Consider the following 23,022-nt stretch of genomic DNA (forward strand, 5'->3'; position numbering starts at 1 on the left):
GACCTGCGTATTCTTTCTCGCTAAGTTGGAAGTCCGCTGGAAGCTTTCTGGACGGGCAAACGTCTCGTCATATTTATGCAGTTATTTAAGACTCCCTCTTAAAACAAGTCATTCACCACTTGTGAGAACCGTCACGAGAGGCCATTGATGGAGGGCGGAAAAGCAGATCGGCGATATGAACCTTGCTGATTGGACTTCCGCCTGACGTTGGGAAGCCCCCTCGCAGTTGGTTGTAAGAGTCACGCAGAGCCTGGGGAGGTTCACTGATATGTTGTACGATAAATCCCTTGAGAGGGACAACTGTGGTTTCGGCCTAATCGCCCACATAGAAGGCGAACCTAGCCACAAGGTGGTGCGAACTGCTATTCACGCGCTGGCCCGAATGCAGCACCGTGGCGCAATCCTTGCTGACGGCAAGACTGGCGACGGTTGCGGCCTGTTATTGCAAAAGCCCGATCGCTTTTTCCGCATGGTTGGAGAAGAGCGCGGCTGGCGTTTAGCCAAGAACTACGCCGTTGGCATGATGTTCCTCAGCCAGAACGAAGAGGAAGCCCGTGCCAGCCGCCGCATTGTGGAAGAAGAGCTGCAAAATGAAACGCTGTCGGTCGTCGGCTGGCGTGAAGTGCCGACCAACCCGGACGTTTTGGGTGAGATCGCCCTCTCTTCCCTGCCGCGCATTGAACAGATCTTCGTTAACGCCCCGGCGGGTTGGCGCCCGCGCGATATGGAACGCCGCCTGTTTGTGGCGCGTCGCCGTATCGAAAAGCGCGTTCAGGACGACAGCTTCTATGTCTGCAGCTTCTCGAATCTGGTCACGATCTATAAAGGCTTGTGCATGCCTGCGGATCTGCCGCGTTTCTATCTCGATCTGGCGGACCTGCGCCTGGAATCGGCCATCTGCCTGTTCCACCAGCGTTTCTCCACCAACACCGTGCCGCGCTGGCCGCTGGCGCAGCCGTTCCGTTATCTGGCGCACAACGGTGAGATCAACACCATCACCGGCAACCGCCAATGGGCACGCGCCCGTACTTATAAATTCCAGACGCCGCTGATCCCGGATTTGCAAACCGCCGCCCCCTTCGTCAACGAAACCGGCTCCGACTCCAGCTCGCTGGACAACATGTTGGAGCTGCTGCTGGCGGGGGGCATGGACCTGATCCGCGCCATGCGTTTGCTGGTGCCGCCGGCCTGGCAGAACAACCCGGACATGGACACCGATCTGCGTGCCTTCTTCGACTTCAACTCGATGCACATGGAGCCGTGGGACGGCCCGGCAGGCATCGTGATGTCCGATGGTCGCTACGCCGCCTGTAACCTGGACCGTAACGGTCTGCGCCCGGCGCGTTATGTAATAACCAAAGACAAACTGATCACCTGCGCCTCCGAAGTCGGCATCTGGGATTACCAGCCGGATGAAGTGGTGGAAAAAGGCCGCGTTGGCCCTGGCGAGCTGATGGTGATCGACACCCGCAGCGGCAAGATCCTGCACTCCGCCGAAACCGACGACGACCTGAAAAGCCGCCACCCGTATAAAGAGTGGATGGAAAAGAACGTCAAGCGCCTGGTGCCGTTCGAGGATCTGCCTGAAGATCAGGTCGGCAGTCGTGAGCTCGACGACTCGCAGCTCGAGACTTACCAGAAACAGTTCGGCTACAGCAGCGAAGAGCTGGATCAGGTGATCCGCGTGCTGGGCGAGATCGGCCAGGAAGCTACCGGCTCGATGGGTGACGATACCCCGTTCGCCGTGCTCTCCAGCCGCCCACGCATCGTTTATGACTATTTCCGCCAGCAGTTCGCGCAGGTGACCAACCCGCCTATCGACCCGCTGCGCGAAGCGCATGTGATGTCGCTGGCGACCAGCATCGGCCGCGAAATGAACGTGTTCTGCGAGGCCGAAGGCCAGGCGCACCGCCTGAGCTTCAAATCGCCGATCCTGCTGTACTCCGACTTCAAGCAGCTCACCACGCTGGAAGGCGAATATTATCGCGCTGACACGCTCGATCTGACCTTCGATCCTGCGGTGCAGGATCTGGAGCAAACCATCCGCGCCCTGTGCGACGAAGCGGAACGTAAAGTTCGCGACGGCGCCGTGCTGCTGGTGCTGTCCGATCGCGCCATCGCCGCCAACCGTCTGCCGGTGCCTGCACCGATGGCTGTAGGCGCGATCCAGACCCGTTTGGTAGAGAAAAGCCTGCGCTGCGACGCCAACATTATCGTTGAAACCGCCAGCGCCCGCGATCCGCACCACTTCGCCGTGCTGTTGGGCTTCGGCGCTACCGCAATCTACCCGTACCTGGCCTACGAAACGCTGGCCAAACTGGTGGATACTCAGGCGATCGACAAGAAATACCGCGACGTGATGCTGAACTACCGTAACGGCATCAATAAAGGCCTGTACAAGATCATGTCCAAAATGGGCATCTCGACTATCGCCTCTTACCGCTGCGCCAAACTGTTTGAAGCGGTCGGCCTGCATCGCGACCTGTCCGATCTCTGTTTCCAGGGCGCAGTCAGCCGCATCGGCGGTGCCAGCTTCAGCGACTTCCAACAGGATTTGCAGAATCTGTCCAAGCGCGCCTGGCTGAAACGCAAACCGCTGGAACAAGGCGGCCTGCTGAAGTTCGTTCACGGCGGCGAGTACCACGCGTACAACCCTGACGTGGTGAGCACCTTGCAAACTGCGGTACACAGCGGCAAATACAGCGACTATCAGGCTTACGCCAAACTGGTGAATGAACGCCCGGTCGCCATGCTGCGTGACCTGCTGGCCATTACGCCGCAGGGCACGCCGATCCCGGTCGACCAGGTTGAACCGGCAGAATCGCTGTTCAAACGCTTCGATACCGCAGCAATGTCTATCGGCGCATTGAGCCCGGAGGCCCACGAGTCGCTGGCCATCGCCATGAACAGCCTCGGCGGTTTCTCCAACTCCGGGGAAGGCGGCGAAGACCCTGCACGTTACGGCACCAACAAGGTTTCACGCATCAAGCAGGTGGCATCCGGCCGTTTCGGCGTGACGCCGGCCTACCTGGTGAATGCCGACGTGATCCAAATCAAAGTGGCGCAAGGGGCAAAACCGGGCGAAGGCGGCCAGTTGCCTGGCGACAAAGTGACGCCTTATATCGCCAAACTGCGTTATTCGGTGCCGGGCGTAACCCTGATTTCTCCACCGCCGCACCATGACATCTACTCGATCGAAGATCTGGCACAGCTGATTTTCGACCTGAAACAGGTCAACCCGAAGGCGATGATCTCGGTGAAACTGGTTTCCGAACCGGGCGTCGGCACCATCGCTACCGGCGTGGCGAAAGCCTATGCCGATCTGATCACCATCGCCGGCTACGACGGCGGTACCGGTGCCAGCCCACTGTCGTCGGTGAAATACGCCGGCTGCCCGTGGGAACTGGGCCTGGTGGAAACTCAGCAGGCGCTGGTGGCTAACGGCCTGCGCCACAAAATCCGCCTGCAGGTGGATGGCGGCCTGAAAACCGGCGTGGATATCGTCAAAGCGGCGATCCTCGGCGCAGAAAGCTTCGGCTTCGGCACCGGCCCGATGGTGGCGCTGGGTTGTAAATACCTGCGTATCTGTCACCTGAACAACTGCGCAACCGGCGTGGCGACTCAGGATGAAAAACTGCGCCGCGATCACTATCACGGCCTGCCGGAACGCGTCACCAACTACTTCCAGTTCATCGCGCGTGAAACCCGCGAGATCATGGCGCAGCTGGGTGTCAGCCAATTGGTTGATCTGATTGGCCGCACTGAGTTCCTGACCGAGCTGGACGGCATCTCCGCCAAGCAGAACAAACTGGATCTGTCGCCGCTGCTGAAAACCGCAACGCCGCATCCAGGCAAGGCGCTGTACTGCACCGAAAGCAGCAACCCGCCGTTCGACAAAGGGTCGATGAACAAAGATCTGCTGGCGCAGGCGGAACCGCATATCGAAGCGAAGCAGAGCAAGACCTTCTACTTCGATATCCGTAACACCGACCGTTCAGTGGGTGCCACCCTGTCCGGCGCTATTGCTACCGTACATGGCGATCAGGGCATGGCAGCAGACCCGATCAAGGCCTATTTCTCCGGCACCGCTGGCCAGAGCTTCGGCGTATGGAATGCGGGCGGCGTTGAGCTGACCCTGACCGGCGACGCCAACGACTATGTCGGCAAAGGCATGGCCGGCGGCCGTATCGCCGTACGCCCACCGATTGGTTCTGCCTTCCGCAGCCATGAAGCGAGCATTATCGGCAACACCTGTCTGTACGGTGCCACCGGCGGCAAGCTGTTCGCTGCAGGCCGTGCGGGCGAGCGCTTCGCGGTGCGTAACTCCGGCGCTATCACCGTAGTTGAAGGCATTGGTGATAACGGCTGTGAATACATGACCGGCGGCATCGTCTGCGTGCTGGGTAAAACCGGCATCAACTTTGGCGCAGGTATGACCGGCGGCTTCGCTTACGTGCTGGATGAAGATGGCGTGTTCCGCAAACGCGTTAACCCGGAGCTGGTGGAAGTCTTGGATGTCGAGCAACTGGCCATTCATGAGGAGCACCTGCGCGGTTTGATTACCGAACACGTGCAAGCGACCGGTTCTGCGCGCGGGGAAGAGATTCTGGCTAACTGGCCGGAATGGGCGCCGAAGTTCGCTCTGGTCAAGCCGAAGTCCAGTGATGTCAAAGCATTGTTGGGTCACCGTAGTCGTTCCGCAGCCGAGCTGCGGGTTCAGGCGCAGTAAGAGGTCATTAATGAGTCAGAATGTTTATCAATTTATCGACCTGCAGCGCGTTGATCCGCCAAAAAAACCGCTGAAGATCCGTAAAATTGAGTTTGTAGAGATTTACGAGCCGTTTTCGGAAACTCAGGCGAAAGCGCAGGCGGACCGTTGTCTTTCCTGCGGCAACCCTTATTGCGAATGGAAATGCCCGGTTCACAACTACATCCCGAACTGGCTGAAGCTGGCGAACGAAGGCCGCATCATGGAGGCGGCGGATCTGGCGCACCAGACCAACAGCCTGCCGGAAGTGTGCGGACGCGTCTGCCCGCAGGATCGCCTGTGCGAAGGTTCCTGTACCCTGAACGATGAGTTTGGTGCAGTGACCATCGGTAACATCGAACGCTATATCAGCGATAAAGCGATCGAAATGGGCTGGAAGCCGGACATGTCCCACGTGCAGCCTACCGGCAAGCGTGTGGCGGTGATTGGCGCCGGTCCAGCCGGCCTGGCCTGTGCCGATGTGCTGACCCGCAACGGCGTGAAAGCGGTGGTTTACGATCGTCATCCGGAGATCGGCGGGCTGCTGACCTTCGGCATTCCGGCCTTCAAGCTGGAAAAAGAAGTGATGGTGAAACGCCGTGGCATCTTCAGCGAGATGGGCATTGAGTTCCAGCTGAATACCGAAGTGGGCAAAGACATCACCATGGATGCACTGCTGAACGAGTTCGACGCAGTGTTCCTTGGCGTCGGCACCTATCAGTCGATGCGCGGCGGGCTGGAGAACGAGGAAGCGCCGGGCGTCTACGACGCACTGCCGTTCCTGATCGCCAACACCAAGCAGCTGATGGGCTATGAAGCCGAGCCACACGAGCCGTATGTCAGCATGGAAGGCAAGCGCGTGGTGGTTCTGGGCGGTGGTGATACCGCAATGGACTGCGTGCGTACTTCCATCCGTCAGGGCGCAACTCAGGTTATCTGCGCCTACCGTCGTGATGAGGCCAACATGCCGGGTTCCAAACGCGAAGTGAAAAATGCGCGTGAGGAAGGGGTTGAATTCAAATTCAATCTGCAGCCGCTGAGCATCGAACTGAACAGCGCCGGCCGCGTCGCCGGTGTGAAAATGGTTCGCACTCAGTTGGGTGAGCCGGATGCCAATGGCCGTCAGGTTGCTGAGCAAGTGCCGGGTTCCGAGCACGTGATCGATGCCGATGCCGTAGTGATGGCATTTGGTTTCCGTCCGCACAAGATGGATTGGCTGGCGGCACATGACGTTGAACTCGACAAGCAGGGCCGCATTGTGGCGCCGGAAGGCACCGATAACGCCTTCCAGACCAGCAACCCGAAAATCTTCGCCGGTGGCGATGCGGTGCGCGGTTCAGACCTGGTAGTTACGGCGATTGCCGAAGGCCGTAAAGCTGCCGATGGCATCATGAGCTACCTGGAAGTGTAATATCCCTTCTGCTTCACGCTTCAGGGGCCCGGTTCACGATACCGGGCCCTTTGTTTTTCCGCACACGCGACAACCGCCACCTTCTGCCCCGATACAACGATTGCATGACTTGATTATTCGGCAGGATCAAGGCAATAAAAAAGGTCGCCTGAGCGACCTTTTGCTATTCGTAGTTGCGGGATTATTTCACCACGCGCAGCGATGGGCGGCCACCGCGCGGCGGCTGTGGCGGTTCATCGTCCGGCTCGTGGTCATCACTCATGTCCGGGCGATCGCCATCAATCACCGACATCAGGCTTTCCGATGGGATCGTCTCATTGTCCATGCCTTCAAAAGTGCCTTCCGCTTCATAGGCGGCTTCCGGTTCAAACATGGTGCCTGCGCCATTTTCACGCGCATAAATCGCCAGTACCGCTGCCATTGGCACCGAAACCTGACGTGGCACACCACCGAAACGCGCGTTGAAATGCACTTCGTCGTTGCCTAATTCCAGGCTGCCTACCGCACGTGGCGCAATGTTCAGTACGATCTGGCCATCGCGGGCAAACTCCATCGGCACCTGCACGTCAGGGCGCGTCACGTCCACCACCAGATGCGGCGTCAGCTGATTATCAAGCAACCAGTCATAGAACGCCCGCAGCAGGTACGGACGGCGCGGGGTCATTTGAGACATATCCATGACGCTTAGCCCCGAGTCTGCAGGCGCATTTCGCGCTCGGCTTCGGTCAGGGAGGCCAGGAAGGCATCACGCTCGAACACGCGGGTCATGTAGCCTTTCAGCTCTTTGGAGCCTGTACCGCTCAGTTCAATGCCCAACTGCGGCAAACGCCACAACAGCGGTGCCAGGTAGCAATCCACCAGGCTGAACTCTTCGCTCATGAAATAAGGCGTCTGGCCAAAGATCGGAGCAATCGCCAGCAGTTCTTCACGCAGCTGACGACGGGCTGATTCTGCTTCCTGGCCGTTGCTCTTCTCGATTTTGTACATCAGCGAGTACCAGTTTTTCTCGATACGCAGCATCATCAGGCGGCTTTCACCACGGGCTACCGGGTAAACCGGCATCAGTGGCGGGTGCGGGAAGCGCTCATCCAGGTATTCCATGATGATACGGGATTCATACAGGGTCAGCTCGCGATCAACCAGCGTAGGCACCGTTTGGTACGGGTTGAGGTCAATCAAATCCTGCGGCAGGTTATCCAACTCGACCTGCTCAATCTCGACGCTGACACCTTTCTCCGCCAGTACGATACGTACTTGATGGCTAAAAATGTCGGTCGGGCCAGAAAACAGCGTCATTACCGAACGTTTGTTGGCAGCGACAGCCATGAAAACCTCCAAGTTTATCTAGAAAATACTGCGAATAGCCAACTAACAGGCTGCTATCCTGAATGATCTTGACCGCTGGCCAGCAGCACACAGATAAACCCTGGGTCTAAAACAGGACGCGGAGGTAGACTGACGACAGCTGCATGGCGAACAGGCGCAAAAGTGGATGATAGTTTACCAGATTTTGCTTGTTTTGTGGGGACTCTGCGGTGATTTCGTGTTGAATTGTCTGATATACCACAGATTTTAGTCGTGAGAAGGTAATTTTCAGGCATAAAAAAACCCGGTGAAGCACCGGGTTTTTGGCGTAAACTCCACTGCCGAAGCAGTAAAAATTAACGCTTGGAGAACTGCGGACGACGACGTGCTTTACGCAGGCCGACTTTCTTACGTTCAACTTTACGAGCATCACGAGTGACGAAGCCAGCTTTACGCAGCTCACCACGCAGAGTCTCGTCATATTCCATCAGTGCACGGGTGATACCGTGACGGATAGCACCAGCTTGACCAGAAATACCACCACCTTTAACAGTGATGTACAGGTCAAATTTGCCAACCATGTCGACCAGTTCCAGCGGCTGACGAACTACCATGCGGGCAGTTTCGCGACCGAAGTACTGTTCCAGGCTGCGCTGGTTAATTACGATGTTACCGTTGCCCGGCTTGATGAAGACGCGAGCGGCGGAGCTTTTGCGGCGACCAGTGCCGTAGTATTGATTTTCAGCCATTGCCTATAATCCCGATTAGATGTCAAGAACTTGCGGTTGCTGTGCCGCGTGAGTGTGCTCGTTGCCCGCGTAAACTTTCAGTTTACGGAACATTGCACGACCCAACGGACCCTTTGGCAGCATGCCTTTAACCGCGATTTCAATCACGCGCTCAGGATTGCGGGCAATCATCTCTTCAAAGGTCGCTTGCTTGATACCACCGATGTGGCCGGTGTGGCGGTAATACACCTTGTCTGTACGCTTGTTGCCGGTTACAGCAACTTTTTCTGCGTTCAGAACGATGATGTAGTCACCGGTATCAACGTGCGGGGTGTATTCCGCTTTATGCTTGCCGCGCAAACGACGAGCGAGTTCAGTAGCGAGACGGCCTAAAGTTTTACCATCCGCATCAACAACGAACCAGTCGCGTTTTACGGTTTCTGGTTTAGCTGTAAAAGTTTTCATTAGAAAGCTTACCCAATAATTAGTTACACGTTGGTGAACACCCAAACGCTCGAAAACAGTTGAGGCTCACACGACCATACAAGTCCAGCAAACCTACCCCTTCGAATAGCCATTGCCGGCACTATAAAGTTTTTGGGAAAAAAACTTTGTTGTAACGTGGGGTCGCAAGATTATAGAGAAGTCGCTCACAAAGATCGAACGCTTTTTGAATGGAAAAGCAATTTATCGCCGGCGAGAGGAAAGCGGGGATCCTGGCGGCCAGACCCCCGGGGGCGATCAAGGCAGATGAGGCAGCTTCAGATACTCTTCACTTTGCATCTCCTGCAGGCGCGACAGGCAGCGTTGATATTCAAACTTCAACCGCTCCCCCTGGTAGATGTCGAACATCGACGCTTCGGCGGCAATCACCAACTTGACGTGGCGTTCGTAGAATTCGTCCACCAGCGCCAGGAAGCGGCGGGCGGTGTTCTCCTTCAACGGCCCCATCACCTGGACATTGTACAGTATTACGCTGTGATACAACCGCGACAGCGCAATATAGTCCAGTTGGCTGCGCGGCTCTTCGCACAGGGTATGGAAATCCACCGCCAATACCCCATCCACCGCGCGGATCGCTTGCAGCGGCCGGTGATTGACCTGCAGCACCGGCGCCTCCTCTCCTGCCTTCCCCGCCAGCTTGAGGAACATCCGGTCCAGGGTCTCTCGGGTCTGACTGTCGAGCGGCGTCAGGTACAAATGCGCCTGAGTCAGAGTGCGCAAACGGTAATCAATGCCGGCATCGACATTCATCACATCGCAGTAGTCGTTAATCAGGGCAATCGCCGGCAAAAAGCGCGCACGTTGCAAGCCGTTGCGGTACAGCTCGTCCGGCGGAATATTGGACGTCGCCACCAGCGTGATGCCGCGAGCAAACAGCGCCTGCAACAGCGTGGCCAGCAGCATGGCGTCGGTGATGTCGGAGACGAAGAATTCGTCAAAACACACTACGTCGGTCTGCGCCTTGAACCCGTCGGCAATCATCTCCAACGGGTTCTCCTGCCCTTGCAGCTCGGTCAGTTCTTCGTGCACGCGCAGCATAAAACGGTGGAAATGCAGCCGCAGCTTGCGCTCCCCCGGCAGGCTGTGGAAGAACATGTCCATCAGCCAGGTTTTACCGCGTCCGACACCGCCCCACATGTACAGCCCCTGCACCGGACGAAGGCTGGTCGTTTCAGCGCCCTTGCCCAGCCAGCGGCTTAACTTGCCGCGCAGGCCGTTGGCCGACACGCTTGCTGCAGGTGCCTGCTGCAATGCCTGATAAATGCCCTCCAGCCGGGTAACCGCCTGGCGTTGAACCTCGTCGGCCTGATATTCCCCCGCATCCAGCGCCTGCTGGTAGCGTGATAACGGTGATAATGCCTGCATCTGTTCGATGTTCCCTTAGAACCCGTAGAAATTATTTAGCAAATTTTCGCGGCATGTTGATGCTGCTTCGCACCGTTATCGCCACAAATGTCCGCGTCGCGGCGTACTGAAAAACCCTGTAAACGCCAGGTTATGGCTTATCAGGATTCCACTCGGACAAGGTTAACGGTTATAGTGGATATTATTAAGTGAAAAATCCCTGCGGAACAACGAAGTCAAAAAGGAGTCATCATGACCTGGGAGTATACGCTGATTGGTTTAGTCGTCGGCATCGCCATTGGTGCGGTAGCGATGCGTTTTGGTAATCGTAAATTACGTCAACAACAAGTTTTGCAGAACGAGTTGGACAAGAGCAAAACCGAGCTGGAAGAGTATCGTCAGGAACTGGTCGGCCACTTTGCCCGCAGCGCCGAGCTGTTGGATAACATGGCGCGAGACTATCGCCAGCTGTATCAACACATGGCGAAAAGCTCCAACAACCTGCTGCCGGATCTGCCGATGCAGGAAAATCCGTTCCGCTATCGCCTGACCGAAGCCGAAGCCGATAACGATCAGGCGCCGGTAGAAATGCCGCGCGACTATTCTGAAGGCGCCTCTGGCCTGCTGCGTGGCGAGCGTCCGCGCCGCGACTGATCCTCACCCTGCCCGTGGGCCTGCCCCACGGGTTTTGATCTTGCCCGCTTTATCTCCCCCGCGCCTGAACTATCCTTAACGCTGGTGCTTGAGTGAACTTTTCACGCAAATTCACGGTCTTACCCTTCACTATGGTATTGCTGCTGCTTTATCATCACTATTTCATCGTCAGGTATTGAGAGAGTTATTATCAATGAAGAAAAAGTCGTTAATTCTTAGTGCATTGGCAATGAGTATTGGCCTCACGATCACCTCCGTACCGGCAGCCAGCGCCGCATTGCCCGTCGCTGTTCAGGGGCAATCGCTGCCGAGCCTGGCACCGATGCTGGAAAAAGTTTTGCCCGCCGTGGTGAGCGTGCATGTTGAAGGGACCCAGGTGCAGCGCCAGCAAGTTCCGGAGGAATTCAAACGCTTCTTCGGCCCCGGCGGCCCAGGGCAGCAACAGAGCTCGCGCCCGTTTGAAGGGCTGGGATCCGGCGTAATCATCGACGCCGCCAAAGGCTATGTGCTGACCAACAACCACGTCATCAACAACGCCGACAAAATCAGCGTACAGCTGAATGACGGCCGCGAAGTGGACGCCAAGCTGGTTGGCCGCGACGAGCAATCCGATATTGCCCTGCTGCAGCTCAGTGACGTGAAAAACCTGACCGCGATAAAAATGGCGGATTCCGATGCGTTGAGGGTCGGCGATTTCGCCGTTGCCGTCGGCAACCCGTTTGGCCTCGGCCAGACCGCCACCTCCGGCATTATCTCAGCCCTGGGTCGTAGCGGCCTGAACCTGGAGGGGCTGGAAAACTTTATCCAGACGGACGCCTCCATCAACCGCGGCAATTCCGGCGGTGCGCTGGTTAATCTCAACGGAGAGCTAATAGGCATCAACACGGCCATTCTGGCACCGGGCGGCGGCAACGTCGGCATCGGCTTTGCCATTCCGAGCAACATGGCGCAGAACCTCAGCCAGCAGTTGATCGAATTCGGCGAGGTGAAACGCGGCCTGCTAGGCATCAAAGGCAGCGAAATGACCGCCGATATGGCCAAAGCGTTTAATTCCGAAGCCCAGCGCGGCGCTTTCGTCAGCGAAGTGCTGCCGAAATCCGCCGCCGCCAAGGCGGGCATCAAGGCCGGCGACATTTTGGTCTCCGTCGACGGCAAGCCGGTCAGCAGCTTCGCCGAACTGCGTGCCAAAGTGGGCACTACCGCTCCGGGCAAAACCATTAAGGTCGGGCTGCTGCGCGATGGCAAACCGCAGGAAGTTGCCGTTACGCTGGATAACAGCGAGGGCACCTCCACCAATGCCGAAACGCTTTCACCGGCCCTGCTGGGTGTTTCCCTCAGCAACGGCACCATTGCCAGCGGTGACAAAGGCGTGAAGATCGATAAGGTGGATAAAGGCTCTACGGCAGCGCAGATTGGGCTGCAGAAAGACGATGTGATCATTGGCGTCAACCGCCAGCGCGTTGAGGACATCACGACATTGCGCAAAGTATTGGCAGCCAAACCTCCAGTCATGGCGCTGAACATCGTGCGCGGCACTGAAACCCTTTATCTGCTGCTGCGTTAATTTGTTTAAAAACCGGGCTCAGTGACATACTGCGCCCGGTATTCTCATGTTATCCTCCCTGCATCCTTCATCTCACGTACTAAAACTCCATGTTTGCTAAGCTCTTGCGTTCTGTCGTTATTGGTTTAATCGTTGCCGGCCTGCTGCTGGCTGCGCTGCCTGTGCTGCGCTCTTCCAATACTCTGTTCGCAGAAAAACATGACAATACCCGTGACGAAACGCCGGTCAGCTACAACAAGGCCGTGCGGCGCGCGGCGCCCGCCGTGGTGAATATCTACAACCGTAATATGAGCGGCGCCGCCAACGTGCTGTCGCTGGGTTCCGGCGTGATCATGAACGAACGCGGTTATATTCTGACCAATCGCCACGTTATCAAGGATGCCCAGCAAATTACCGTCGTGCTGCAGGACGGCCGCCGCTACGAAGCGCTGCTGGTCGGCTCCGACAGCCTGACCGATCTGGCGGTGCTGAAGATAGATCCGGGCAATCTGCCGGTAATCCCTATCAATAACGCCCGTGCCGCGCACGTGGGCGATGTGGTACTGGCGATCGGCAATCCCTATAATCTCGGCCAGACCGTCACTCAGGGGATCCTAAGCGCTACGGGTCGCATCAGTATGAGCACCACCGGTCGTCAGACCTTCCTGCAAACCGATGCCTCGATTAACCGCGGCAACTCCGGCGGCGCTCTGGTTAACTCACTGGGTGAGTTAATCGGCATCAACACCCTGACCTACGATAAAATCACCGACGGCGAAACACCGGAAGGCTTGGGGTTCGCCATTCCCATCGAGTTGGCCACCAAGATCATGGACAAATTGATCCGTGATGGCCGCGTTATCCGCGGTTACTTCGGTATTCAGGGCAAAGAGATTATTCCTTTGCGTTCGTCCAATTCCGGTATCGACCGCCTGCAAGGCATTATCGTAACCGAAATTACGCCGAACGGACCGGCGGGTAACGCCGGCTTCCATATCAACGACGTAATCACCAACGTAGACAGCAAACCGGCAATATCGGTACTGGAAACCATGGACCAGGTGGCTGAGATCCGCCCGGGCACGGAAATTCCGGTCATCGTGCTGCGCGACGGCAAACGCATTACGCTGAAGATGACGGTGGGAGAGTTCCCGGAAGACAGCAATTAAAAAGGGCCCGGCCAAAGTGAGCCGGACCCTCAACGCAGTGTTTCCGCCGGGGCGTCGCCCCGGCATCTGACAAATTACTCGCCTTTCACACGCTCAATATTCGCACCCAGCGCGCGCAGCTTATCTTCAATACGCTCATAACCACGGTCGATGTGGTAGATACGATCGACAACGGTCACACCGTCGGCGATACAGCCGGCCAGTACCAGGCTGGCGGAAGCGCGCAGATCGGTTGCCATCACCTGGGCGCCGGACAGTTGCTCAACACCGTGACAAATCAAGGTATTGCTCTCAATCTCGGCGTGTGCACCCATACGGATCAGTTCAGGCACATGCATGAAGCGGTTTTCAAAAATGGTCTCGGTGATCACGCCGGTGCCTTCCGCGACCAGGTTCAGCAAGCTGAATTGGGCCTGCATATCGGTCGGGAAACCAGGGTGCGGCGCGGTACGTACGGTAACCGCTTTAGGACGCTTGCCGTGCATGTCCAGGCTGATCCAGTCTTCACCCACTTCGATATCCGCGCCGGCTTCGCGCAGCTTGGCCAACACGGCGTCCAGCGTATTCGGACGGGTGTCGCGGCACATCACTTTGCCGCCGGAAACCGCTGCGGCAATCAGGAAGGTGCCGGTCTCGATACGGTCAGGCAGAACGCGATACACACCGCCACCCAGGCGCTCAACGCCTTCGATGGTGATGCGGTCACTGCCGGCGCCGCTGATTTTCGCCCCCAGCGTGTTGAGGAAGTTGGCGGTATCGACAATTTCCGGCTCGCGTGCGGCGTTTTCAATCACGGTGGTACCGGTCGCCAGGGTCGCTGCGCTCATGATGGTTACGGTGGCGCCAACGCTCACCTTGTCCATCACGATGTGCGCGCCTTTCAGGCGGCCTTCAACGGAAGCTTTAACGTAACCTTCTTCCAGTTTGATCTCCGCACCAAGCTGCTCCAGGCCGCTGATATGCAGATCGACCGGACGTGCGCCTATCGCACAACCGCCCGGCAGAGAAACCTGACCGCGGCCGAAGCGCGCGACCAACGGCCCCAATGCCCAGATAGAAGCGCGCATGGTTTTCACCAGGTCATAAGGTGCGCAAAACTCGTTCACGCCGCTGGCGTCTACATACACCGAACCGTTGCGCTCGATCTTGGTGCCTAACTGGCTGAGTAGCTTAATGGTGGTATCGATGTCCTTCAGCTTAGGGACATTCTGCAGCTCGACCGGCTCTTCCGCTAATAATGCGGCGAACAGGATCGGCAGGGCAGCGTTTTTCGCCCCGGAAATAGAAACTTCACCGCTGAGGCGGGTCCGGCCCTGCACACGAAATTTATCCATCTGACTACTCTCTGTTATCTAATCTGAAGCTGCCCGCCTGGAGGGCAAACAGCCTTAAAATCCGTTGAGTTTGCGGTCTCGCTGCCACTCTTCAGGGGTGTACGCCTTGATCGATAAGGCATGAATTCGGTTGTCCGCAATGTATTCCATCAGCGGTGCGTAGACCGTCTGTTGTTTCTTGACGCGGCTCATGGCGGCAAACAGCTCGCCGACCACGATCACCTGAAAGTGGCTGCCATCGCCCGTGACATGTGCTTCATCCAGCGCCAATGCTTGCATCAGCACGTCTTTAATCTCGTTATTTTCCATAGTATCCAGTTCTGCAGCAAAAGGATCATAATCAGCCTGACATCTTAGTGGAATACGACGTTTTCTTAAACTAAAGAAAAAGCCCCTGTGCAACAGGGGCTTTCTGGGGAATGACCGTATTCAGCCAGCTGAAAATATCGCTAACCAGCGGTATCGACAGGCATTATTGCTTGCAGGTTGTACAACGCGATCAACGTTTTCAAGCGATCGGTGGCGCCGGAAATTTTTAATTCAACGCCGCGCTGGCGCTGCTGCTCACGCAAATGCACCAACAGCGCCAACCCGGAAGAGTCCACGCGCTGCAGTTGCGAGACGTCGAGAGCGGTTTTATCCGCCAGCAACGTTTCCCGCTGCTCCCACAGCGGCAGCAGCGTTTCCCGGTCCAGCTCGCCGCGCAGGATCAGGGTCTGCTGCTGCGATTCAAAGCTGAGTGCGGCCGACATCAGTTTTTCTGATCCAGCGTGATAGGCCGCTGCGCAGCCGCTTGCAGCTGTTTGGTCAGACCGTCAATGCCCTGAGTTCGCAGGGTAGACGCCCACTCGTTCTGCTTGGTGGTGATCATGCTGACGCCTTCGGCGATCATGTCATACGCCTGCCAGTAGCCGGTTTTGCTGTTTTTACGCCATTGGAAATCCAGACGTACCGGTGGACGGCCATCTTTATCGATGATGGTCACGCGGATGGCGACGATGTCGGCGTTACCCAGCGGCTGCTCAGGGGCGATCTGGTAGGTCTGACCGTGATACATCGCCAGCGCCTGGCCATAAGCCTGCTCCAGATAGGCCTGGAATGCGGTGAAATAGGCCTCACGCTGTGCCGGCGTCGCTTCTTTGTAATAACGGCCCAGCACCAGCGCACCGGCATACTTGACCTGGACAAACGGCATCAGCTCCTGATGCACCACTGAACGCAAGTAGTTAGGGTCCTGCTTGATTTTTGGCTGCTCGGTTTTCAGCCGGGTGAAGGTCTTCTCAGCCGCATCTTGCATCAGGCTGTACGGGTTGGTTTGATCGGCCGCATTCGCCAGCGGCGCAACCACCAGCAGGGCAACCATAAGTAAACGTTTAAACATGCAGGTTTCCTCTCTTAATGACTTGGGGCGACAGATTGCGGCGCAGTACCGGCAGCCGGCTCAGCGGCCGCGTCTCCCGGCTTGGCTGCATTGTCCTGGCCGCCGCTTTTATACAGGAACTGGCCGATCAGATCTTCCAGAACCATGGCTGATTTGGTGTCCTGAATGGTACCGCCGTCCTTCAGAATGGTGGTGCCCATATCAGGATCTTCAAAACCGACGTTCAGCGCCAGATACTGCTCCCCCAGCAAGCCGGAGGTGCGGATCGCCAGCGAGCTGGTGTCCGGGATCTGGTTAAATTTGTCCTGAATATCCAGGGCTACGCGCGGCGTATAGGTTTTAGGATCGAGCGAGATATCGGCCACACGGCCAATCACCACCCCACCGATTTTCACCGGCGAGCGCGCTTTCAGGCCGCCGATATTATCGAAGGTCGCATAGATGCGGTACGTCGGCTCATTACCGATAGACTTAATGTTTGCTACCTGCAGGCAGAGAAAGACGATGGCGCACAGCGCAATCAGCATAAACGCCCCAACCCAAATTTCACTCTTCTTCGTTTGCATCGAATCAATTCCCAAACATCAGTGCTGTCAGCACGAAATCCAATCCCAACACCGCCAGCGACGAATGTACCACGGTACGCGTCGTTGCCCGGCTAATCCCTTCAGAGGTCGGTACCGCATCATACCCGTTGAAAATGGCAATCCAGGTCACGGTGATGGCGAATACCACGCTCTTGAGCAGGCAGTTGAGCAAGTCTTTTCTCCACTCCACTGCGCCCTGCATCGCCGACCAGAAGAAGCCGCTGTCGATGCCCTTCCAATCCACGCCGACTATCGAACCGCCCCAGATGCCCACCGCGACGAAGATAATCGTCAGCAGAGGCATGCTGATCAAACCGGCCCAAAAGCGCGGCGCGACAATCCGTCGCAGCGGATCGACGGCCATCATTTCCAGGCTGGAAATTTGTTCGGTCGCCTTCATCAAGCCGATTTCCGCCGTCAACGCGGAACCGGCGCGGCCGGCAAACAGCAAAGCGGTAACCACCGGCCCCAGTTCACGCAGCAGCGACAACGCCACCATCATGCCCAGGCTGGCCTCGGCGCTGTAAGTCGTCAGTACCAGATAGCCTTGCAGCCCCAGCACCATGCCGATAAACAGCCCGGAAACCATGATGATCAGCAACGATTGCACACCCACGCTGTGCATTTGCTTTAGCAACAACGGCCACTGTTTACGCGGCTCCGGCCGCCCGACCAGTGCGTTGAACAGCATCAACCCCGCGCGCCCAAAGCTGGCGCTGGTATTGATGCCACGGCGCCCTAACGACGCTAACGCCTGTAATAACATAAGCTTATTTACTCCCTAAGCCTAACAGCTCGGCCTGGTAATCCCCGGCCGGATAACGGAAGGGTACCGGCCCATCGGCAATACCATCCAGGAACTGGCGCACGCGCGCATCAGGATTGTTCTGTAATTGTGGCGTCGTCCCTTCGGCAATCACCCGGTGATCGGCCACGATATACGCGTAGTCGGCGATGCTCAGCACTTCCGGCACATCGTGCGAAACCACGATGCAGGTGATGCCCAGCGCATGATTCAGCTCATCGATCAGCTTCACCAGCACGCCCATGGTGATCGGATCCTGACCGACGAAAGGCTCGTCGAACATGATCAGTTCCGGGTCGAGCGCGATCGCCCTCGCCAACGCGGCACGCCGCGCCATGCCGCCGGACAGTTCATTGGGCATCAGTTCAGCCGCGCCGCGCAAGCCGACCGCTTCCAGCTTCATCATCACCGTGCTGCGCAATATCGGTTCCGGCAAACGGCTGTGCTCACGCAGCGGGTAGGCCACGTTTTCAAACACCGTAAGATCGGTGAACAGCGCGCCGGACTGGAACAGCATGCTCATTTTCTTGCGTGCTTCATACAACTGATGGCGGGATAACGCGGGAATGTTATCGCCGTCGAACCAGATCTCGCCGCGGTCCGGTGCCAGTTGGCCGCCAATCAGGCGCAGCAGCGTGGTTTTACCAATACCGGACGGCCCCATGATCGCCGTGACCTTGCCACGGGGAACCGTCAGGTTGATGTCTTCGAATATCAGTCGATCGCCGCGCGAGAAACTCATGTCGCGCACTTCGACCAGATTCTCTGCATTTTGGTGCATGTTAATGGATCCTTTACGGCTCATTTTTGCCAAATCTACCCACGATGTTAAAGCAACGGACGCAACGCGTCTCATCTTTACAAAAACTTACCGGTATTTCGCTACCAATGGTGCGCTAAGGCTGCACCTGATTTTACTTTTACGCGCCACCCGGTCAAAATTGCCCATATAACGAAAAAAACGAATCTGTTCATATATTAGCCGGGAAAACCCGTTGCTGCGGCTTTAGCCTGCGCAACGGAGGGCAAAGCAAGATAGCCGAATTTCGGCTTTTAACCAACGAACCGGGTTGATACCCAACAAAGGACCCTGCATGTTTCTCGCGATAGCTTTACTCATCGTTGGTTTATTTTTACTGGTGTATGGCGCAGACCGCTTAGTTTACGGTGCTGCGGTGATTTCCCGTTCGCTTGGCGTGCCGCCGTTAATCATCGGCATGACCGTCGTCGGCATCGGCACATCGCTGCCGGAGCTGTTCGTGTCGACCACCGCCGCGCTGAATGGGCAGATAGATATGGCCGTGGGGAACGTATTAGGTTCCAACATTGCCAATATATTGTTGATCCTTGGCGTGGCGGCGCTGATTCACCCGCTGGCGGCGCGCTCCGAGGTACTGCGCCGCGAACTGCCGCTGATGTTGGCGGTCACAGTATTGTGCGGTTTCGTGCTGATGGACGGCACCCTGAGTCGGCTGGATGGCGTGGTGCTGTTGGCCGCCGCCGCCGCCTTCATTTTATTGATGCTGAAAATTGCCCGGCTGGCGCAGCGCGAAGGCAGCGACAGCCTGACCGTGGAACAACTCGCCGAGCTGCCGCAAGACAGCAGCAACACCGTGGCGGTGCTGTGGCTGGTGCTGGCGTTCATTATTCTGCCGCTGTCGTCCAAAATGGTGGTCGATAACGCCACGGTAATTGCGCATTATTTTGGCATGAGCGAACTGGTGGTCGGCTTGACCCTCATCGCCATCGGCACCAGCCTGCCGGAGTTGGCCACGTCCATCGCCGGGGCACTAAAGGGTGAGGATGATATGGCGATTGGTAATATCATCGGCTCCAACATTTTCAACACAGTGATCGTGCTGGGCGTTCCCGCCCTGCTGTCCCCGGGCAGCGTCGATTCTGCCGCCTTCCACCGCGATTATTGGGTCATGCTGGCGGTCAGCATTGTGCTCAGCGCCCTGTGCATCGGGCGAAAACATCGTATCGGTCATCTGGCGGGCGCTCTGTTATTATGTGGCTTTATTGCGTATCTTGCGGTGCTGTTTTTTAATCCTTTCAGTACTTTCGGCTAAACCGACGGGAATGAACATGTCGAACATTCAGTTGCAACCGGGCTTTGATTTTCAACAGGCAGGCAAAGAAGTGCTGCAGATTGAGCGTGACGGGCTGGCCCAGCTCGATCGGTACATCAATGCAGACTTTACCCGCGCCTGCGAATTGATCGCCGGCTGCTGCGGTAAAGTGGTCGTGATGGGCATGGGCAAATCCGGGCATATTGGCTGCAAGATCGCCGCGACCTTCGCCAGCACCGGCACGCCCTCATTCTTCGTTCATCCGGCGGAGGCCAGCCACGGCGACCTCGGCATGGTGACGGCACAAGATATCGTGCTCGCCATTTCCAACTCCGGCGAGTCCAACGAGATCCAGGCGCTCATCCCGGTCTTGAAGCGCCAGCAAATCCCGCTGATCTGCATGACCAACAATCCGGAAAGCTCGATGGGCAAAGCGGCGGATATTCACCTGTGCATCAAGGTGCCGCAGGAGGCCTGCCCGCTTGGCCTGGCGCCAACCACCAGCACCACCGCGACCCTGGTGATGGGTGATGCGCTGGCGGTGGCATTGCTGAAAGCCCGCGGTTTCACGCCGGAAGATTTTGCGCTGTCGCACCCCGGTGGCGCCCTGGGCCGCAGGTTGCTGCTGCGCGTTTGCGACATCATGCACAGCGGCGACGAAATCCCGCACGTCAGCGCCGATGCATCGCTGCGCGACGCGTTGCTGGAAATCACGCGCAAAAACCTGGGCATGACGGTCATCTGCGACGATCTGATGAAAATCGCCGGTATCTTTACCGATGGTGACCTGCGGCGGATATTTGATATGGGCATCAACCTCAATGAAGCCCGGATCGTCGATGTCATGACGCTCGGCGGCGTACGGGTGCGCCCGAACCTGCTGGCGGTCGATGCGTTGAACCTGATGCAGCAGCGCCATATCACCGCGCTGCTGGTTGCCGATGGCGACCAATTGCTGGGTGTGGTACATATGCATGACATGCTGCGCGCCGGCGTCGTTTAATTAAAGGAATAGAACTCAATGAGTCTGGTTGAAACCTGCTACGGGCCTGTAGAACAAGACGTCATGGCGCGTGCCGGCAAAATCCGCCTGCTGATTTGCGATGTCGACGGCGTGCTGTCGGACGGCCTGATTTTCATGGGCAACAACGGCGAAGAATTGAAAGCGTTCAACGTGCGCGACGGTTACGGCATTCGCTGCCTGAAGACTTCGGATATCGACGTGGCAATTATCACCGGCCGTTCAGCCAAGCTGCTGGAAGATCGGGCGAAAACCCTCGGCATCACCCATCTGTATCAAGGGCAGTCCGATAAGCTTTTGGCCTTCCGCGAACTGTTGGATACACTGTCGTTAAACGCGGATCAGGTGGCCTATATCGGTGACGACCTGATCGACTGGCCGGTGATGGCTCAGGTTGGCCTGGCGGTCGCCGTAGCGGATGCACATCCGTTGCTGACGCCAAGAGCCCACTATGTTACCCGTATTGCCGGCGGCCGTGGCGCGGTGCGCGAACTGTGCGACATTATACTGTTGGCGCAGAATAAGCTGGAGGACGCCAAAGGGCTGTCGATATGAGCAAAACCAAACTTTGGATCACCCTCCTTTTGGCGGTGATCGCCCTGGCGTTGATTGGCTGGAACATGACTGATTTCAGTGATGATGCGGTTCCAGGCCCCGTTAATGATCAGGACCCGACTTATCAGAGCCAGCACACGGTCACCATAGTGTACAATCCGGCCGGTAAGCTGAGTTACAAGCTGGTGGCGGAAGACGTGAAGTATTATACCGCCGATGAATTAAGCTGGTTTACCCAGCCGGTGATGACGCTGTTTGATGAAAACGCGGTGGCCACCTGGTCAGTTCGCGCCGATCGCGCCAAACTGACTAAAGACAGAATGCTGTATCTTTACGGCCACGTTGAGGTGAACAGCCTGACCACCACCTCACAGCTGGAAAAAATTAAAACGGACAATGCTCAGGTGAATCTGGTGACCCAGGATGTCGCTTCGGATGATGAAGTGACCCTCTACGGGACAAACTTTACCTCGAACGGCATGAAAATGCGTGGGAACCTGCGGGCCAAAACCGCTGAGCTGATTGATAAGGTTAAGACCAACTATGAAATTCAAAACCAAAAAACAACGCCGTAATCTGTTGATCGGAAGCCTCATTTTGGCCGCCAGCGCCCCCGCATGGGCGCTGAAATCTGACTCCAACCAACCGGTGAGCATCGACTCGCTGAAACAGTCTCTGGATATGCAGAGCAACGTCAGCACCTTTACCGATAACGTGGTGATCAAGCAAGGCACCATCGACATCAAAGCGGATAAAGTGGTCGTTACCCGTCCAGGCGGCGATCAGAGCAAAACCTATATCGAAGCCTTTGGCAATCCGGTCACCTTCTACCAGATGCAAGACAGCGGCAAGCCGGTAAAAGGCCATGCGCAGAAGGTCCGTTACGACGTGGCGTCGCAGTTGGTGACCCTGACCGGGAACGCCTATCTGGAACAGCTCGACAGCAACGTGAAGGGCGATCGCATCACCTACCTGGTGCAACAGCAGCAAATGCAGGCGTTCAGCGATAAAGGCAAACGCGTGACTACGGTTCTGGTACCGTCGCAGTTGCAAGACAAAAACGGGCAAAAGAAGAGTAACTAATCACTTATGGCTACACTCATCGCAGAAAACCTGGCGAAAGCCTACAAAGGCCGTAAAGTTGTTGAAGACGTCAGCCTGAAAGTGAAATCCGGCGAAATCGTCGGCCTGCTGGGGCCAAACGGCGCCGGCAAGACCACCACCTTCTACATGGTGGTCGGCATCGTTCAACGTGACGCCGGCCGTATCGTGATTGACGAAGAAGACATCAGCCTGCTGCCGCTGCACGCCCGTGCGCGTCGCGGCATTGGCTATTTGCCGCAGGAAGCGTCGATCTTCCGTCGCCTGAGCGTGTATGACAACCTGATGGCCGTCCTGGAGATCCGCGAAGATCTCAGCAGCGAGCAGCGTGCGGACCGCGCGGTTGAGCTGATGGAAGAGTTTCATATCTCCCATCTGCGCGATAACCTGGGCCAGGCGTTGTCCGGTGGCGAACGCCGCCGTGTGGAGATCGCCCGTGCGTTGGCGGCTAACCCGAAATTCATCCTGCTGGATGAACCGTTCGCCGGGGTTGATCCCATTTCCGTTATCGACATTAAAAAAATTATCGAGCACTTGCGTGACAGCGGCCTGGGCGTGCTGATCACCGACCACAACGTGCGCGAAACGCTGGACGTGTGTGAACGTGCCTATATCGTCAGCCAGGGCAAACTGATTGCTCACGGCACGCCGGATGCCATTTTGGCTGACGAGCAGGTGAAACGCGTTTATCTGGGCGAAGAATTCCGCCTCTGAGTGCCGGCGCGTCCTGATGGACGACTGTTAACGGAAGTAGACTGAAG

At 57.0% G+C, this 23,022-nt stretch carries 23 protein-coding genes; 11 read left to right on the forward strand and 12 right to left on the reverse strand.

Annotated features, from left to right (window positions below; translation table 11 throughout):
* Positions 1 to 268: 268 nt before the first annotated feature.
* Together gltB and ACUTQW_RS21810 are read left to right on the forward strand one after the other, a co-directional pair.
* Positions 269 to 4,729, forward strand: a complete 4,461-nt coding sequence (gltB, locus tag ACUTQW_RS21805) for a glutamate synthase large subunit (RefSeq protein ID WP_004948477.1) — start codon at positions 269 to 271, stop codon at positions 4,727 to 4,729.
* Between the two features lie 10 nt (positions 4,730 to 4,739).
* Positions 4,740 to 6,158, forward strand: a complete 1,419-nt coding sequence (locus ACUTQW_RS21810) for a glutamate synthase small subunit (RefSeq protein ID WP_004948480.1) — start codon at positions 4,740 to 4,742, stop codon at positions 6,156 to 6,158.
* Between the two features lie 181 nt (positions 6,159 to 6,339).
* On the opposite strand, the gene sspB is transcribed toward ACUTQW_RS21810, so the two are convergent.
* The 5 genes from sspB to zapE all read right to left on the reverse strand — a co-directional run bounded on the left by sspB (position 6,340) and on the right by zapE (position 10,060).
* Complete coding sequence (gene sspB / locus ACUTQW_RS21815; protein ID WP_004948483.1) at positions 6,340 to 6,837, reverse strand: ClpXP protease specificity-enhancing factor; 498 nt, start codon at positions 6,835 to 6,837, stop codon at positions 6,340 to 6,342.
* Positions 6,838 to 6,842: 5 nt separating this feature from the next.
* Positions 6,843 to 7,484 (reverse strand): stringent starvation protein SspA, encoded by a 642-nt coding sequence (gene sspA / locus ACUTQW_RS21820; RefSeq protein ID WP_004948486.1) that lies wholly within the window; start codon positions 7,482 to 7,484, stop codon positions 6,843 to 6,845.
* Between the two features lie 335 nt (positions 7,485 to 7,819).
* Positions 7,820 to 8,212, reverse strand: coding sequence for a 30S ribosomal protein S9 (rpsI, locus tag ACUTQW_RS21825; RefSeq protein ID WP_004948488.1), 393 nt, complete (start codon positions 8,210 to 8,212; stop codon positions 7,820 to 7,822).
* A gap of 15 nt (positions 8,213 to 8,227) precedes the next feature.
* A complete protein-coding gene (gene rplM / locus ACUTQW_RS21830) occupies positions 8,228 to 8,656 on the reverse strand; it encodes a 50S ribosomal protein L13 (RefSeq protein WP_004948491.1) in 429 nt (142 codons plus the stop codon).
* Positions 8,657 to 8,932: 276 nt separating this feature from the next.
* Complete coding sequence (zapE, locus tag ACUTQW_RS21835) at positions 8,933 to 10,060, reverse strand: cell division protein ZapE (RefSeq protein WP_006328257.1); 1,128 nt, start codon at positions 10,058 to 10,060, stop codon at positions 8,933 to 8,935.
* A 231-nt stretch (positions 10,061 to 10,291) separates the two neighbouring features.
* Between zapE and zapG the strand changes: the two genes are divergently transcribed.
* The 3 genes from zapG (at position 10,292) to degS (ending at position 13,405) form a co-directional block, all read left to right on the forward strand.
* Entirely contained in the window at positions 10,292 to 10,693 is a 402-nt protein-coding gene (zapG, locus tag ACUTQW_RS21840) for a Z-ring associated protein ZapG (RefSeq protein WP_004948498.1), read from the forward strand.
* A gap of 193 nt (positions 10,694 to 10,886) precedes the next feature.
* Positions 10,887 to 12,257 carry a serine endoprotease DegQ gene (gene degQ, locus ACUTQW_RS21845; protein WP_006328258.1) on the forward strand — a complete coding sequence of 457 codons (1,371 nt, stop codon included), beginning with the start codon at positions 10,887 to 10,889 and terminating at the stop codon, positions 12,255 to 12,257.
* An 89-nt stretch (positions 12,258 to 12,346) separates the two neighbouring features.
* Entirely contained in the window at positions 12,347 to 13,405 is a 1,059-nt protein-coding gene (gene degS, locus ACUTQW_RS21850) for an outer membrane-stress sensor serine endopeptidase DegS (protein WP_004948503.1), read from the forward strand.
* 74 nt (positions 13,406 to 13,479) lie between these two features.
* Here the strand turns inward: degS and murA are convergent, their stop codons facing one another.
* From murA to mlaF, 7 genes are all read right to left on the reverse strand, one after another.
* Positions 13,480 to 14,739 (reverse strand): UDP-N-acetylglucosamine 1-carboxyvinyltransferase, encoded by a 1,260-nt coding sequence (gene murA, locus ACUTQW_RS21855; protein WP_004948506.1) that lies wholly within the window; start codon positions 14,737 to 14,739, stop codon positions 13,480 to 13,482.
* A 54-nt stretch (positions 14,740 to 14,793) separates the two neighbouring features.
* Positions 14,794 to 15,048, reverse strand: coding sequence for a BolA family iron metabolism protein IbaG (gene ibaG / locus ACUTQW_RS21860; RefSeq protein WP_004948511.1), 255 nt, complete (start codon positions 15,046 to 15,048; stop codon positions 14,794 to 14,796).
* Positions 15,049 to 15,188: 140 nt separating this feature from the next.
* Complete coding sequence (gene mlaB / locus ACUTQW_RS21865) at positions 15,189 to 15,491, reverse strand: lipid asymmetry maintenance protein MlaB (RefSeq protein WP_004948514.1); 303 nt, start codon at positions 15,489 to 15,491, stop codon at positions 15,189 to 15,191.
* Positions 15,491 to 16,120 carry a phospholipid-binding protein MlaC gene (gene mlaC / locus ACUTQW_RS21870; protein ID WP_004948518.1) on the reverse strand — a complete coding sequence of 210 codons (630 nt, stop codon included), beginning with the start codon at positions 16,118 to 16,120 and terminating at the stop codon, positions 15,491 to 15,493. The genes mlaB and mlaC overlap by 1 nt, the downstream gene beginning before the upstream one ends.
* 14 nt (positions 16,121 to 16,134) lie before the next feature.
* A complete protein-coding gene (gene mlaD / locus ACUTQW_RS21875) occupies positions 16,135 to 16,686 on the reverse strand; it encodes an outer membrane lipid asymmetry maintenance protein MlaD (protein WP_006328260.1) in 552 nt (183 codons plus the stop codon).
* A 4-nt stretch (positions 16,687 to 16,690) separates the two neighbouring features.
* Positions 16,691 to 17,473: a lipid asymmetry maintenance ABC transporter permease subunit MlaE gene (gene mlaE, locus ACUTQW_RS21880; protein WP_004948524.1), complete on the reverse strand. Its 783-nt coding sequence runs from the start codon at positions 17,471 to 17,473 to the stop codon at positions 16,691 to 16,693.
* A 4-nt stretch (positions 17,474 to 17,477) separates the two neighbouring features.
* Positions 17,478 to 18,293, reverse strand: a complete 816-nt coding sequence (gene mlaF, locus ACUTQW_RS21885) for a phospholipid ABC transporter ATP-binding protein MlaF (protein WP_004948525.1) — start codon at positions 18,291 to 18,293, stop codon at positions 17,478 to 17,480.
* Positions 18,294 to 18,606: 313 nt separating this feature from the next.
* Here mlaF and ACUTQW_RS21890 point away from each other — a divergent pair, with 313 nt between their 5' ends.
* Genes ACUTQW_RS21890 through lptB form a run of 6 tightly spaced genes read left to right on the forward strand, consistent with a single transcriptional unit; the run spans position 18,607 to position 22,975 of the window.
* Positions 18,607 to 19,584, forward strand: a complete 978-nt coding sequence (locus ACUTQW_RS21890) for a calcium/sodium antiporter (RefSeq protein ID WP_004948527.1) — start codon at positions 18,607 to 18,609, stop codon at positions 19,582 to 19,584.
* Between the two features lie 16 nt (positions 19,585 to 19,600).
* Entirely contained in the window at positions 19,601 to 20,587 is a 987-nt protein-coding gene (gene kdsD, locus ACUTQW_RS21895; protein ID WP_004948529.1) for an arabinose-5-phosphate isomerase KdsD, read from the forward strand.
* 18 nt (positions 20,588 to 20,605) lie between these two features.
* Complete coding sequence (gene kdsC / locus ACUTQW_RS21900; protein WP_004948532.1) at positions 20,606 to 21,160, forward strand: 3-deoxy-manno-octulosonate-8-phosphatase KdsC; 555 nt, start codon at positions 20,606 to 20,608, stop codon at positions 21,158 to 21,160.
* The gene (lptC, locus tag ACUTQW_RS21905) at positions 21,157 to 21,735 is read left to right on the forward strand and encodes an LPS export ABC transporter periplasmic protein LptC (protein ID WP_004948534.1); all 579 of its coding nucleotides are present in this window, start codon (positions 21,157 to 21,159) and stop codon (positions 21,733 to 21,735) included. The genes kdsC and lptC overlap by 4 nt, the downstream gene beginning before the upstream one ends.
* A complete protein-coding gene (gene lptA, locus ACUTQW_RS21910; protein ID WP_006328270.1) occupies positions 21,704 to 22,243 on the forward strand; it encodes a lipopolysaccharide ABC transporter substrate-binding protein LptA in 540 nt (179 codons plus the stop codon). Before lptC ends, lptA begins: the two co-directional genes overlap by 32 nt.
* A 6-nt stretch (positions 22,244 to 22,249) precedes the next feature.
* Positions 22,250 to 22,975, forward strand: a complete 726-nt coding sequence (gene lptB, locus ACUTQW_RS21915; RefSeq protein WP_006317106.1) for an LPS export ABC transporter ATP-binding protein — start codon at positions 22,250 to 22,252, stop codon at positions 22,973 to 22,975.
* The last annotated feature ends 47 nt before the right edge of the window (positions 22,976 to 23,022 follow it).

The sequence above is a fragment of the Serratia sp. TSA_7 genome (assembly GCF_052692135.1).

Bases quoted from the DNA above. Each gene is read 5' to 3' on its own strand.
- murA (WP_004948506.1), bottom strand. From the start codon at position 14,739: ATGGATAAATTTCGTGTGCAGGGCCGGACCCGCCTCAGCGGTGAAGTT.
- mlaF (WP_004948525.1), bottom strand. From the start codon at position 18,293: ATGCACCAAAATGCAGAGAATCTGGTCGAAGTGCGCGACATGAGTTTC.
- ibaG (WP_004948511.1), bottom strand. From the start codon at position 15,048: ATGGAAAATAACGAGATTAAAGACGTGCTGATGCAAGCATTGGCGCTG.
- ACUTQW_RS21890 (WP_004948527.1), top strand. From the start codon at position 18,607: ATGTTTCTCGCGATAGCTTTACTCATCGTTGGTTTATTTTTACTGGTG.
- mlaE (WP_004948524.1), bottom strand. From the start codon at position 17,473: ATGTTATTACAGGCGTTAGCGTCGTTAGGGCGCCGTGGCATCAATACC.
- mlaC (WP_004948518.1), bottom strand. From the start codon at position 16,120: ATGTTTAAACGTTTACTTATGGTTGCCCTGCTGGTGGTTGCGCCGCTG.
- mlaB (WP_004948514.1), bottom strand. From the start codon at position 15,491: ATGTCGGCCGCACTCAGCTTTGAATCGCAGCAGCAGACCCTGATCCTG.
- rpsI (WP_004948488.1), bottom strand. From the start codon at position 8,212: ATGGCTGAAAATCAATACTACGGCACTGGTCGCCGCAAAAGCTCCGCC.
- kdsD (WP_004948529.1), top strand. From the start codon at position 19,601: ATGTCGAACATTCAGTTGCAACCGGGCTTTGATTTTCAACAGGCAGGC.
- zapE (WP_006328257.1), bottom strand. From the start codon at position 10,060: ATGCAGGCATTATCACCGTTATCACGCTACCAGCAGGCGCTGGATGCG.
- zapG (WP_004948498.1), top strand. From the start codon at position 10,292: ATGACCTGGGAGTATACGCTGATTGGTTTAGTCGTCGGCATCGCCATT.
- lptC (WP_004948534.1), top strand. From the start codon at position 21,157: ATGAGCAAAACCAAACTTTGGATCACCCTCCTTTTGGCGGTGATCGCC.
- rplM (WP_004948491.1), bottom strand. From the start codon at position 8,656: ATGAAAACTTTTACAGCTAAACCAGAAACCGTAAAACGCGACTGGTTC.
- kdsC (WP_004948532.1), top strand. From the start codon at position 20,606: ATGAGTCTGGTTGAAACCTGCTACGGGCCTGTAGAACAAGACGTCATG.
- gltB (WP_004948477.1), top strand. From the start codon at position 269: ATGTTGTACGATAAATCCCTTGAGAGGGACAACTGTGGTTTCGGCCTA.
- lptB (WP_006317106.1), top strand. From the start codon at position 22,250: ATGGCTACACTCATCGCAGAAAACCTGGCGAAAGCCTACAAAGGCCGT.
- mlaD (WP_006328260.1), bottom strand. From the start codon at position 16,686: ATGCAAACGAAGAAGAGTGAAATTTGGGTTGGGGCGTTTATGCTGATT.
- sspB (WP_004948483.1), bottom strand. From the start codon at position 6,837: ATGGATATGTCTCAAATGACCCCGCGCCGTCCGTACCTGCTGCGGGCG.
- degS (WP_004948503.1), top strand. From the start codon at position 12,347: ATGTTTGCTAAGCTCTTGCGTTCTGTCGTTATTGGTTTAATCGTTGCC.
- lptA (WP_006328270.1), top strand. From the start codon at position 21,704: ATGAAATTCAAAACCAAAAAACAACGCCGTAATCTGTTGATCGGAAGC.
- sspA (WP_004948486.1), bottom strand. From the start codon at position 7,484: ATGGCTGTCGCTGCCAACAAACGTTCGGTAATGACGCTGTTTTCTGGC.
- ACUTQW_RS21810 (WP_004948480.1), top strand. From the start codon at position 4,740: ATGAGTCAGAATGTTTATCAATTTATCGACCTGCAGCGCGTTGATCCG.
- degQ (WP_006328258.1), top strand. From the start codon at position 10,887: ATGAAGAAAAAGTCGTTAATTCTTAGTGCATTGGCAATGAGTATTGGC.